1 protein-coding gene and 2 pseudogenes are annotated in these 14308 nt (G+C 67.1%); all 3 read right to left on the bottom strand.

Features of this window, described 5'->3' with window-relative positions:
* Positions 1 to 3 precede the first annotated feature (3 nt).
* Positions 4 to 7920 carry a type I polyketide synthase gene (locus SSPN_RS60170; RefSeq protein ID WP_049887650.1) on the bottom strand — a complete coding sequence of 2639 codons (7917 nt, stop codon included), beginning with the start codon at positions 7918 to 7920 and terminating at the stop codon, positions 4 to 6.
* 54 nt (positions 7921 to 7974) lie between these two features.
* Positions 7975 to 11199: pseudogene (locus SSPN_RS63310) on the bottom strand (beta-ketoacyl synthase N-terminal-like domain-containing protein); the annotation flags it as partial.
* Positions 11197 to 14292 (bottom strand): annotated as a pseudogene (locus SSPN_RS63315) (type I polyketide synthase); the annotation flags it as partial. The pseudogenes SSPN_RS63310 and SSPN_RS63315, both read right to left, overlap by 3 nt.
* Positions 14293 to 14308 lie beyond the last annotated feature (16 nt).

The following is a 14308-nucleotide window of genomic DNA, read 5'->3' on the forward strand; positions in this document are numbered from 1 at the left end:
CGGTCAGCGAATCGAAGCCCAGTTCGGCGAAGGTCCCCCCCCCTCCAGCAGCAGGTGTCCGCGCTCAGCGGGCGGCAGTGCGGCCAGCTGCTGCCCCAGCTCGCCGGCACCGTGCTTCTCCTCGGTCTCGGTGTCGGGCCGTAGATCCACGATCTCTTCCAACAGTGGTCGCGGGCGGGCCGCGGTGAAAGAGGCGGCGAATCGCTCCCAGTCCACATCTGCGACGGTGATGGCGGTTTCTCGTTGGGACAGGGCCTGTTGCAGCGCGAAGAGGGCCGACTGCGGTTCCATCGGTACCAGGCCCCTTCGGCGGAGATGCGCCTCGTTACCTTCCTGAACGGCCATGCCCGCACCCGCCCACGGACCCCAGGCGATGCACGTCGCCGGCCGCCCGCAAGCCCGTCGGCGCTCGGCAAGGGCATCGAGATACGCATTGGCGGCCGAATAGGCTCCTTGGCCGCCGGCTCCCCAAACTCCCGAGATCGAGGAGAACAGCACGAAGGCGTCCAACGGTTGCCCGCCAAGCAGCCGGTCCAGGTTCGCCGCGCCGACGACCTTGGCCGACAACACGTCGGCGAACTGCGCCAAGGTCGTCTCGGCCAGGTTCGCAGGCGTCCCGACGCCGGCGGTGTGCACGACCGCCGACAGCGGATACTCCGTGGGAACGGCCGCCAGCACCGCCGCCAGCTCGTCGCGGTCCGTCACATCGCAGGCCAAGACTGTGACTTTCACGCCGAGTTCAGTCAGCTCGGCCCCTAGGTCCGCTGCGCCGGGAGCTTCCGGGCCGCGGCGACTGATCAACACCAGGTGCTCAGCTCCCCGCCGGGCCAGCCATCGTGCGACCTCGGCACCGAGCGCGCCTGTTCCGCCCGTGATGAGGACCGTTCCCCGGCTACGCCATGTCTCTGACCGGGGGTTCCGCGCTGCGCGCACCACTCTGCGAACGAACAACCCGGATGAACGCACGGCGAGCTGATCTTCGGCCGCCGTCCCGGCGAGTGCGGCCACCAACCCGTTCCGGGACGTCTCGTCCAGTGTCTCCGGAAGGTCGATCAGGCCACCCCACCACTGCGGATGTTCAAGGCCGACGACCCTGCCGAGCCCCCAGATCAAGCCGTGGTCCGGATCGGCCGGACCGTCCTCGGTCCCGGCCTCGACGCCACCGGTCGTGGCCAGCCACAGCGGGGCGGAAACACCCGCATCGCCCAACACCTGCGTCAGGATCACGGTAGCGGCGACACCACGGGACAGGTGCGGATGCGCCGCGCAGGGCATGCCGTCCATCGCCAACAGAGACAACACACCCGTCACCTCGGTGCGGTCCGCAATGACGGCGCGCACCTTGTCCACAAGCGCACTGCGTTGGAGGTCCTGCTCGGTCAATTCCAGGACCGCGACCTCGGCGCCGCGCGCGATCAGCGCGTCGATGACGACCGCCGGTTGATCTCGGGGCACGTCAGCTGGAAGCACCACCAGCCACACGCCCCGGAGGGCGGCTGCGGACGGCACCTCGACGGACCTCCAGCGCACCTGGTAGCGCCAGGAATCCGCGAGGGCCTCCTGGCGTTGTTTCTCGCGCCAGGAAGCCAGAACGGGCAGCACCTCCCGGAAGGGCTGGTCCCGGTCGATGCAGAGTTCATCCACCAACGGTTCCGGATCGGCGCGCTCGACCAACTCCCAGAAGCGCGCGTCGACCGGGTCGGCAACCACATCGCCGCCGCGCCCGTCCGCTTGCCCGGCCAGCCAGTACCGCTGGCGTTGGAAGGCGTAGGTGGGCAACTCGACGGTGCGGGCGCCGGTGCCGGCGAAGCAAGCCGACCAGTCCACCGCACCACCGCGGACGTGCACGTGCGCCAGGGCCGCCACCGCGGTCTCGACCTCATCGCGGTCCCTGCGCATCAGCGGGATCGCCGCCACCCTCCCAGCCTGGTCGGACCCGGCCAAGCACTGCTCGACCAGGGCCGACAACGCCCCGTCCGGGCCGAACTCGACGATCGTGTCCACGCCTTGGCCGACGAGCGCCCGGACACCGTCTCCGAAGCGGACAGGATCACGCACTTGGCGCGTCCAGTAGTCGGCCGCGCACATCAGTCCGGTGGTGTCCAGCGCACCGGTCGCGGCGGAGACGATCGGCACCACCGGTTCACCGAACTCGACGCACCTGGCGGTTTCCGCGTACTCGTCCAGAATCGGTTCCATCCGGTGCGAGTGGAAAGCATGGGAGACCCGCAACCATTTGGTCCTAAGCCCTCGGGCATCGAATTCGCCTGCGAGCTCCACGAGCACATCGCGGTCGCCGGAGAGCACTACCGACTCGGGGCCGTTGATCGCAGCGATGCTGACCCGATCGCACACCCCGGAAAGCAGCGGTCCGACCGCCGCCTCGCTGGTGGCGACCGCGAGCATTGCGCCGCCGGTGGGCAATGCCTGCATCAGGTGGGCCCGAGCCGCAACCAACCGTGCAGCGTCCGGCAAGGACAACACACCAGCCGCGTGCGCCGCAGCCAACTCGCCGACCGAGTGCCCCAGCACCGCGGCCGGCCGCACGCCCCACGACCTCAGCAATCCCAGGAGGCCGACTTGAACCGCGAAGATCCCCGACTGCGCCCACAGCGTCCGGTCGAGCATCTGCTCATCAGCACCGAACAGCACACCCCGAACGTCCGCGCCCAGGTGTGCGCTTAGCGCGTCGCAGGCTTCCTCGAAGGCGTCCGCGAACGCCGGGAAAGCCGCGCACAACGCCTTTCCCATCCCCAGCCACTGACTGCCCTGACCGGAAAAAACGAATCCGATGCGGCCACCGGAATTCGCAGAGCCCGTTATCACCCCCGGCGCCGTCCGGCCATCGGCGAGCGCTGCCAGCCTGGACAGCAGTGCCTCCCGATCGGCACCCCACACGACGGCGCGTTCGTCCAGCACAGAACGAGTGGTCGCGAGTGAATACCCCAAATCCAGCGGAGAAGCGCCAGGACCCCGGTCCAGCCGGGCCTGCAGCGCAGCCGCTTGGGCCTGCAGCGCTGCGAGACTCCTAGCCGACAACATCCACGGGATCACCGCTGGATGCGCAGTGACCCGCCGATCCGATTGGTCGATCTCCGCTGGTTCCGACGGTGGTTGTTCGAGGATGAGGTGTGCGTTGGTGCCGCTGATCCCGAACGACGACACCCCCGCTCGACGAGGACGGCCGCTCTCGGGCCAGGGCGTGTTCCCGGTGAGGAGCCGAACGGCCCCGGCAGACCAGTCCACCTGTGGAGTGGGCTTGTCCACGTGCAACGTCGCAGGCAACTCCCCGTGCCGCATGGCCTGCACCATCTTGATGACCCCCGCCACACCGGCCGCCGCCTGCGTGTGGCCGATGTTGGACTTGATCGACCCCAGCCACAGGGCCCGCTCAGGATCCCGCTCCTGCCCATATGTCGCGATCAGCGCCTGCGCCTCGATCGGATCCCCGAGCCCGGTACCGGTCCCGTGCGCCTCCACGACATCCACATCGGACGCCGACAGCCCCGCATTCGCGAGGGCCTGCCGAATCACCCGCTGCTGCGACGGACCATTCGGCGCAGTCAGGCCATTCGACGCACCATCCTGATTCACCGCAGACCCGCGAACCACGGCCAACACCCGGTGACCATTCCGACGAGCATCCGACAACCGCTCCAGCAACACCAGGCCGGCACCCTCACCCCACCCGGTGCCATCCGCAGCGGCCGCAAACGACTTGCACCGACCATCTGGCGCCAAACCGCGCTGACGAGAGAACTCGAGGAAAGCCAGGGGTGTCGACATCACCGTCACACCACCTGCCAACGCCATATCACACTCACCCGAACGCAGCGACTGGCACGCCAAATGCAACGCCACCAACGACGACGAACACGCGGTATCCACCGCCACCGCAGGCCCCTCAAGGCCGAACGTGTAGGAAAGCCGGCCGGCCAGGACACTCGCGGCGTTTCCGGTCAGGAGGTGACCCGCCGCCTCCGGCGCGGCAGCCACTTTCGCACCGTGGTCCTGCCCATTGGTCCCCGCGAACACACCGGTCCTGCTACCCCGCAACGACAGCGGAGCGATTCCTGCTCGTTCGAAAACCTCCCACGCCACTTCGAGCAACAACCTCTGCTGCGGATCCATTGCGCGCGCCTCGCGAGGGCTGATGCCGAAGAACCCGGCGTCGAACCGATCAGCACCGGTCAGGAAGGCACCTTCTCGCACATAGGTACTGCCTGCCCGATCCGGATCCGGGTCGAACAACGTGTTGCAGTCCCAACCCCGATCGACGGGGAACGTCGATACCGCATCACGTCCCGCAGAAACCAGCTGCCACAGCTCCTCGGGCGAGCAGACGTCGCCCGGATACCGGCATCCCATCGCGACCACGACAACCGGATCATCCACTGGATCGGCCCCGGCCACGACGGTGGTCGCGGGCTGCGCTCCCACCAGCTCGCCGACCAGCTGCTCAGCCAGCGCGGATGGGCTCGGATAATCGAAGATCAACGTGGCCGGCAGACTCAATCCTGTTGCCTCGCCCAACCTGTTGCGCAGTTCGACGGCCATCAGCGAATCAAATCCGAGCTCCTGGAACGCCCGGTCGGGACCAACTGGGTCAGACCCGTTGTGTCCCAACACAATCGAGGCCTCCGCCAGCACCAGGTCCAGCATCGCGCGGCGGCGTTCGGCGGCTGCCATGCCCGCGAGCCGCGGTAGCGGGACGGCCGAGTCCGCAGCATCAGTGGTGTTCTCCGCATCCGCCAACGCCTGCTGTGCTTCGGGCAGCTCGTCGAGCAGCGGACGCCGACGGGACATGGCGAACACCGGGGCGAACCTCTCCCACGCCATATCGGCCACGACCAGGGATGTCTCGTCACGATCCAATGCGCCCTGAAGTGCCAGCAACGCCCGATCCGCAGCCATTGGCACCAGGCCGGCCCGGCGCAGCTGTGCACCGCCTTCACCTGCGGCCATTCCGTCACCGGCCCACGGGCCCCACGCAACCGCAGTCCCCACCAACCCCCTTGCCCGACGCTGCTGCGCCAACGCATCCAAGTAGGCATTCGCCGCCGCATAAGCGCCCTGCCCGCCAGCACCCCACACACCCGAGACGGATGAGAACAGCACGAAGGCATCCAGCTCGACATCGGCGAGCAACTCATCGAGATTCGCCGCACCACCTGCCTTCGCCGACAGCACCCCAACGAAGTCGGTCAAACACATCGACGCCACGTCGCCGACTTCAACGACCCCCGCCGCATGCATCACCGCGGTCAGCGGGCAATCATCCGGAATGGTCGCCAACACTTCGGCCAAAGCGTCACGATCGGCCACGTCGCAGGCCGTGATCGAAACCCGAGCGCCCAGCGCCTCCAGCTCCGCCCGCAAATCTCCAGCGCCCGGAGCCGCCGCGCCTCGACGGCTGGTCAACACCACATGCTCAGCCCCGGCACCCGCCAACCACCGGGCAACATGCGCCCCCAAACCGCCCGTACCACCCGTCACCAACACCGTCCCCCGAGGACGCCACACCGACCCGGCACCCGACGCACCAGCGCGTTCCAACCGCCGCACGAACACACCACCGGGACGTACCGCGATCTCGTCCTCGCCAAGACCTGCCAACACGACCGACAAGCGTTCTCGAGCGTCCTCATCGAGCAAGCACGGCACGTCGACCAGGCCACCCCACCAGGCCGGATGCTCCAGACCGACGACGCGACCCAGTCCCCACACCAGCGCCTGCCCCGGGTTCACCGGCACATCCCCGACCGCGACACCACCACACGTCGCCAACCACAATGGCGCCGACACATCCGCGGCCCGCAGAGCTCGCAGCAGTACCAACGAGTTCAGCGCGCCATTCGGCAAAGCAGCGTTCGGCGAGGACGGCGATTCATCCAGCGCCAGCAAGGACAACACGCCGCTTATTCCCCCTGACGCAACAGGCAACGAGCGGAATCGTTGCGCCAGGGCTTCCTCGTCGTGCCCGGCGAGCTCGAACAGAACTGCCGGGCAACCCCGTTCCTCGAACATCTCGTTGAAACGCAGAACTTGCCGACTCGCCGACCACCCCTCCGGCACGACGACGAGCCATGTCCCCGACAACGAGGGGTCTGGCAAATCTGCCCGCTCATGCCAGGAAATCCGGTACCGCCACTGGTGCACCAGGGATTCGTTGCGGATCCGGCGATGCCAGGAGGAGAGGACCGGAACCACCGATTCCAGGGACGCCTGCACGTCGTGATCGCCGGTAATGTGCAGAGCGGCGCTGAGCGCGCTGACATCTTCCTGCTCGACGAGTTCCCAGAAGCCCGACTGGCGCGCGGGATCGGCGGATTGCCCGACCGGTTCGGATGGTGAGTCAAGCCAGTACCGCTGTCGTTGGAAGGCATACGTGGGCAGCTCGACCTGCTTTGCCCCGGTACCGGCGAAAAACGACCGCCAGTCCACCTCAGCACCACGCACATGGATCTGCGCCAATGCCGTTGTCACCGTGTGCGCCTCGTCGCGATTGCTGCGCATGAGCGGAACCGCGGCCACCCGTCCGCCCTGATCGGATCCGGCCGCGCACTCCTGCACCAGCGCCGACAACACCCCATCCGGACCGACCTCGACGACGGTGCTCACACCGTGAGCCGCGAGCGCAGCAACACCGTCGGCGAAGCGGACGGGTTCTCGCACCTGGCGCACCCAATACTCCGGCGTAGCCGGCATGCCGACCTCATCGAGCTCACCCGTCAACGTCGACACGATCGGCAGCCCTGACGACCGGTAGTCCACGCTCCGGGCGATTTCGGTGAACTCCGCCAGCATCGGATCCATCCGATGCGAATGAAACGCATGCGACACCCGCAACCACCTCGACCGGATCCCTTGCCCGTCCAGCCGACCGGCAATGTCATCGAGCACATCCCGATCACCGGAGAGCACCACCGACCCGGGAGCGTTGACCGCGGCGATCCCCACACGATCACCGCAGTCGGCCAGCAACGGGCGCAGCTGCTCCTCTCCAGCAGCCGCAGCGAGCATGGCACCGCCAGTTGGCAGGGCTTGCATCAACCGGGCACGGCCCGCCACCAGCCGAGCCGCATCCCGCAACGACAACACTCCAGCCGCGAACGCCGCCGCCAGCTCACCGACCGAGTGGCCCAGCACCACAGCGGGCCGGACACCCCACGAACCCAACAACTCCCAGAGTCCGACTTGCAACGCGAACAGGCCCGGCTGCGCCCACAAGGTCTGGTCCAGAAGTTGCGTATCCGAACCGGACAACACATCTCGTAGCCGGGCCATCTGCCCGAGATGCGCATCCAGCTCGCAGCAGGCTTCGTCAAACGCGTCGGCGAACACCGGAAACGCCGAGTGGAGCCCGCTTCCCATCCCGGGCCACTGACCACCTTGACCGGAGAACACGAATCCGACCGGCCCAGCGGCACGAGTGCCGGTGATCACCTCGGCAGCGTCATTACTAACGGCCAGCGCTTTCAAGCCCGGCAGCAACGCGGCACGATCCGCACCCAGCACGACAGCGCGGTGGTCCAACGCCGGACGGGTCACCGCAAGCGAATAACCGATATCTCGCGGGGAAGCATCAACGCGATTGCTCAAGTAGGACATCAATGCATCTGCCTGGGCGGATAGCGCTTCGGGTGTTTTGCCCGACACCATCCACGGCACCACCGGAAAATCGCGGACAGAACCCGAATCCGGCTCTGTTGAGCGCTGCGACTCTCGCGGAGGTTGTTCAAGGATCAGGTGCGCGTTGGTGCCACTGATCCCGAACGATGACACGCCCGCCCGGCGAAGACGACCGCTGTCGGGCCAGGGCGTGTTCTCCGTGAGGAGTTGGACCGTGCCCGCAGACCAGTCCACCTGCGCGGAGGGCTCGTCCACGTGCAACGTGCGCGGCAGCTCCCCCTGCCGCATCGATCACACCAGCGACACCCGCCGCCGCCTGGGTGTGACCAATATTCGACTTCACCGACCCCAGCCACAACGGCCGACCGGGATCACGATCCCGGCCGTACGTAGCGATCAACGCCTGCGCCTCGATCGGATCACCAAGCCGCGTGCCCGTCCCATGCGCCTCCACAGCATCCACGTCGGACACGGACAGCCCGGCACTCGTGAGTGCCTGGGTGATCACCCTTTGCTGTGACGGACCATTTGGCGCAGTCAAGCCATTCGACGCGCCGTCCTGGTTCACCGCGCTACCCCGCACCACCGCCAGAACCTCGTGCCCATTGCGCCGGGCATCCGACAACCGCTCCAGCAACACCAGACCGGCACCCTCGCCCCACCCGGTGCCATCCGCGGCCGCCGCGAACGACTTGCACCGCCCATCCGGAGCCAGACCCCGTTGACGGGAGAACTCCACGAACGTCGTCGGCGTCGACATCACCGTGACGCCACCGGCAAGGGCGAATTCGCACTCACCGGCCCGCAGTGCTTGACCCGCCAGGTGTAACGCCACCAACGACGACGAACACGCCGTATCCACCGTCACCGCAGAACCAAACGAATACGCAACCCGACCCGACAGCACGCTCCCCGCATTGCCCGTCCCGAGGTGCCCTTCGAAGCCCTCCGGTGCTCTGGTAATGAATCGGGCCCCATAGTCGTGGTACATCAAGCCCGCGAACACACCGGTCCGGCTGCCGTGCAACGAGAACGGATCGATCCCAGCCCGCTCCGCGGATCCATCGCCAACGCCTCACGCGGGCTGATGCCGAACATGTCAGCATCGAACTCCGCCGCGTCCCGCAGAAACCCGCCCTCACACACATACGAGGTCCCGAGACGATCGGGATCAGGATCGTACAACGCCGCGAGATCCCAGCCGCGATCGTCTGGGAACCCAGCCACCGCATCCACGCCGCCGGCCACCAGCCGCCAAAGCTCCTCCGGCGACGACACCCCACCCGGAAAACGACATCCCATCCCGACAATCGCAACAAGATCCTCTTCGGCACTCGCTGCCCTGGTCACCGGCGTCGACGTGGACGCGACCTCGCCTGCCAGTTCCTGATGCAGGAAACGCGCCAGCGCCCGCGGCGTCGGATAGTCGAACACCGCAGTCGCCGGCAACCGCACCCCCAGCACCCCGGCAAGGCGGTTCCGCAACTCCACGCCAGACAACGAATCAAAACCCAGATCACGGAAAGCACGGTCGCCCCCAACCTCGACCGCACCCGAATAACCCAGCACGGCCGAAACGTGCTCCCGCACCAAACCCAACAGTGCGTCCTCATCCGCGGCCTGAGAATTGGCTGTTTTCCTCGCCACACCGCCGCGAACAGGAACCAACGCGCTCAACAGCGCCGGAATCGCGTGCGATCGTCCGTTCCCGACCAGCAGCGCCCTGTCCAATCGAGCGGCAACGACGCAAGCCCGGTCCTTCGCGAACGCGGCATCGAACAGGCGGAGTCCATCCTCCGTGGAAAGTTCTGCGATGCCCGTCCGCGCCAACCGCTCCACCGACGCCGCGTCCAAGCCACTCGTCATACCGCTGGGTTGCGCCCACAGTCCCCACGCCAACGACAACCCAGGCAGCCCACGCGCCCGGCGATAACGCGCCAATGCATCCAGGAACGTGTTCGCCGCCGCGTAGTTGGCCTGCCCTGCGGCACCCGCAATCCCGGAGAAGGAAGAGAAAAGAACGAAGAACGACAGATCCAGATCGCGGGTCAACTCGTGCAGATGCCATGCCCCCGTCACCTTCGGGGCAAACACCGTGCCCACATCCGCCGCCGACAAGGACCCGATCACTCCGTCGGCCAGCACCCCAGCGGTATGCACGATCCCCCGCAGCGGCCAGTCGACCGGAATGGCGGCCAGCACGTGCTCCAGATCGGTGCGGTCAGCCACATCGCAAGCCACCACCTCAACCACGGCGCCCGCGCGCGCCAGCTCATCCACCAACTCGTGGACTCCAGGCGCATTCCAGCCACGCCGGCCTGCCAACACCAAACGCCGAATCCCGTGCTCCTCCACCAGGTGACGGGCAACCACTCCCCCCAACGCACCGGTGCCACCCGTGATGAGGACGGTCCCGTCCGTGTCGAGTTGCGGGGAGGAGCCCTCCTCGCGCACCGTGAGTCGCGCCAACCGAGGCACCAGCGCCACGCCGCGCCGAAGTGCCAGCTGCGGTTCTCCTGCTCGCACGGCGGCCGGCAACGCCTGCCACGACTCAGGTGTGCCGTCCACGTCCACCAGCACGAAGCGACCCGGGTTCTCCGACTGGGCTGAACTCAACAACCCCCACGACGACGCACCCACCAGGTCCGCGACGTCCGAATCCGAGTCGGCCGACACCGCTGCACGCGTGACGACCACGAGCTGGGATTCGGCGAACCGCTCGTCCGCAAGCCACGACTGCACGAGAGCCAGCAGATCGGAGGTCGACTCTTGGGCGCGCGACGGCAGGGATCCACCCTCGACCTCTTCGGCCGACATAGCTGCGACCAACACCGAACCCGGGGCAGGAACGTCCGAGTCCACGGCCGCACGGAACTCATCCAGGGTCGCGAACCGTGCGGTTGCGCGCACCGATTCCGGCCAACTGGGACCGTCACCGACGATGGCAAGGTCGTCGCCGGCGGTTGTTCCCAACAACGCCTTCCGGTGCCACTCCACCTCGAACAGGCAATCACCGATCGCGCCAGACCTCACCTGCTGCCGGGAGATCGGTCGGGTCACCAGCGAATCAACCGTGGCCACGAATCGGCCAGCCGGGTCCACTGCGACCAACGACAGTTCGTCATCCGAAGTCAACGAGAGGCGCGCCCGCACCACCGCGCTTTCAGTGGCGCGAAGTTCCACCCCACGCCACGAGAACGGCACCCGCGCTTCGCTCTGGACCACCGACGTCTCGGCTGCGGCGGCATGCAGAACCGCGTCCAGCAACGCGGGGTGGACGCCGAATCGATCGACCCCCGCCTGCATGTCATCCGGCAATGCGACTTCGGCGAACACCTCCCCGCCTCGTCGCCAGGCACCGCGCAGACATCTAAAGGCCGGTCCGTACGCGAAACCGTGCCCTTCAAGGAATGCGTAGACCCCGTCTGCATCGATTTCGGTCGCATTCTCCGGGGGCCATGCGGTCAGCTCATGGTTCTCGGCGGCCACGGGTGGGAGAAGCACGCCCGTCGCGTGCTTCTTCCACTCGGGTTCGATCGCCTCGCCAGGACAGGAGTAGAGCGCCACCGACCGGGCTCCGGATTCCCCGGGCGGTCCCACCAGCACCTGAACCTGGACCGCTCCATGATCCGGCAGGATCAGGGGCGCTTCCAAAGCCAGTTCTTCCACCCGGCCACAACCGAGGCGCTCGCCGACGTGCCACACCAGCTCGACGATCGCGGTGCCGGGGACGACGATTTCGCCCAGCACCCGGTGATCGGACAACCACGGATGCGAACCCGCTGTCAACCGACCGGTCAGCACCACACCTTCGCCGTCTGCCAACGCAACCACCGCACCGAGCAGCGGATGGTCCGCCTCGGCCAATCCGGCGGCGGTCACGTCACCCGCACGCCCGGTGGATGCCAGCCAGTACCGCTGCCGCTGGAAGGCGTAGGTGGGCAGGTCGACTTGCTTCGCCCCGGTACCGGCGAAAAACGACCGCCAGTCCACCTCACCACCACGGGTGTGGATCTGCGCCAAAGCTGCCAGCACGGTTCGCGCCTCGTCGCGGTCCTTGCGCATCAGCGGGATCCCGGCCACCCGCCCGGATTCCGCCACACACTCCTCGACCAACGTCGACAACGCCCCGTCCGGACCCAATTCGACAATCGTGCCGACACCCTGACCGACAAGCGCCTGGACACCCTCGGCGAAACGGACGGGCTCACGCACCTGACGCACCCAGTACTCGGGAGTGCCCATCACTCGACCACCGTCCAGCTCACCGATCAGGGTCGAGATGATCGGCAGTTCCGGTGCGTGATATTCGCGGCCTCGGGAGATCTGGGCGAACTCCTCCAGCATCGGCTCCATATGGGGCGAATGGAAAGCATGCGACACCCGCAACCACCGGGTCCGGCACCCCTGATCGTGCAACCGATCAGCGATCTCGGTGAGCAGCTCGCGGTCACCAGAGAGCACAACCGATTCCGGGCCATTCACCGCCGCGATACCGATCCGGTCCCGCACCCCATCCAGCAGAGGATCGACCTGAAACTCACCCGTAGCGACCGCGAGCATGGCACCACCAGAAGGCAACGCCTGCATCAACCGGGCGCGACCCGCCACCAACCGCGCGGCCTCCGACAACGACAACACACCAGCCGCATGCACCGCAGCCAGCTCACCCACCGAGTGCCCCAACACCACATCCGGCCGAACACCCCACGAACCCAGCAGCCGCAGCAAGCCAATCTGCAACGCGAACAAACCCGACTGCGCCCACACCGTCCGATCCAGCAACCACGCTTGCGAACCGAACACCACATCCCGAACCCGCAGTTCCTGGCCCAGGTGTGCATCCAACTCCGCGCAAGCCTCGTCGAACGCGTCGGCGAACACCGGAAACACCGAGTAGAGCCCCCGGCCCATCCCCGGCCACTGACCACCCTGACCCGAGAACACGAACCCGACGCGGCCACCAAGCCCCACAGACCCCGAAACCACTTCGGGCGCATCGCAGCCGTCGGCGAATGCCCTCAACCCGGTCAGGAGCGCGGCACGGTCCGAGCCCAACACCACTGCGCGTTCATCCAGCGCCGCGCGTGTCATTCCTAGCGAATACGCCACATCCACCGGCGACAGCCCCGGCCGGTCCTCGATATGCGAATGCACCCGTTCGGCCTGCGCCCGCGCAGCCTCCGGTGTCTTACCCGACAGCACCCAAGGCACCACGGGGACGGCTACATCCGGTTCCCGCTCGCCTTCGACCGGCCCGGCCGGTTCGCCCTGCTCGACTGGAGACTGTTCGAGAATCACACTGATCCCGAACGACGACACCCCCACCCGGCAAGGACGACCACTGTCCGGCCAGGGCGTGTTCTCCGTGAGAAGCCGGACCGAACCCGCCGACCAGTCCACCGCCGACGTGGGCTCATCCACATGCAACGTGGCGGGCAGCTGCCCGTGCCGCATCGCCAAGACCATCTTGATGACGCCGGCAACGCCAGCGGCCGCCTGCGTGTGACCGATGTTGGACTTGACCGACCCCAACCACAACGGCCGATCCTTCTCCCGGCCCTGCCCGTACGTGGCGATCAGGGCCTGTGCCTCGATCGGATCACCCAACGTGGTCCCGGTCCCATGTGCCTCGACCGCATCCACATCGGAAACCGACAGCCCCGCACTCGCCAACGCCTGGGTGATCACCCGCTGCTGCGACGGACCATTCGGCGCAGTCAAACCATTCGACGCGCCGTCCTGGTTCACCGCGCTACCCCGCACCACCGCCAGAACCTCGTGCCCATTGCGCCGGGCATCCGACAACCGCTCCAGCAACACCAGACCGGCACCCTCACCCCACCCGGTGCCATCCGCGGCAGCCGCGAACGACTTGCACCGCCCGTCCGGAGCCAAACCACGCTGACGGGAGAACTCCACGAACGTCGCCGGTGTCGCCATCACCGTCACACCGCCGGCCAGCGCGAGATCGCATTCGCCGGAACGCAACGACTGACACGCCAAATGCAGGGCCACCAACGACGACGAACACGCCGTATCCACCGTCACCGCAGGACCCTCAAAACCAAACGAATACGCAACCCGACCCGACGCCACACTCACCATCCGCCCGGTGAGTCCAAAACCCCCAGCGTTTCGGCTCATCTCCTGCAAGGACGGCCCGTACTCCTGGGGCGTGACACCACCGAAGACACCGGTCTTGCTGCCGCGCAGGGATGTCGGGTCTATGCCCGCCCGTTCGAGGGCCTCCCAGGACAGCTCCAGCAACAACCGTTGCTGCGGGTCCATCGCCAACGCCTCACGCGGCGAAATCCCGAACATGGCGGGGTCGAAATCGCCCGCTCCTGCGAGGAAACCGCCGGCCCGCGTGTACGACGTTCCCTGGTGGTTCGGGTCGGGATCGTACAACCGGCCGAGATCCCAGCCCCGGTCGGCGGGGAACTCCGAGATGGCGTCGGTGCCAGTGCGCACGAGTTGCCAGAGCGCTTCGGGAGAGTCGACGCCGCCGGGCAGTCGGCAGCTCGCCGAGACGATCGCGATCGGCTCCTGACTCCGGCTCTCGGCCGCGAGCAGGCGCTGCCGGGTCTGATGCAGGTCCGCAGTTACCTTCTTCAGATAGCCGAAGAGCTTTTCTTCATTGGCCATTGTGATTTCCACCCGATTTCGGCGCTTG

The organism is Saccharopolyspora spinosa NRRL 18395 (genome assembly GCF_000194155.1).
Lineage (GTDB): Bacteria > Actinomycetota > Actinomycetes > Mycobacteriales > Pseudonocardiaceae > Saccharopolyspora > Saccharopolyspora spinosa.

Excerpts from the sequence above, each read along its gene's own strand:
- SSPN_RS60170 (WP_049887650.1), bottom strand. The coding sequence starts at position 7,920 with ATGCGGCAGGGGGAGCTGCCGCGCACGTTGCACGTGGACGAGCCCTCC.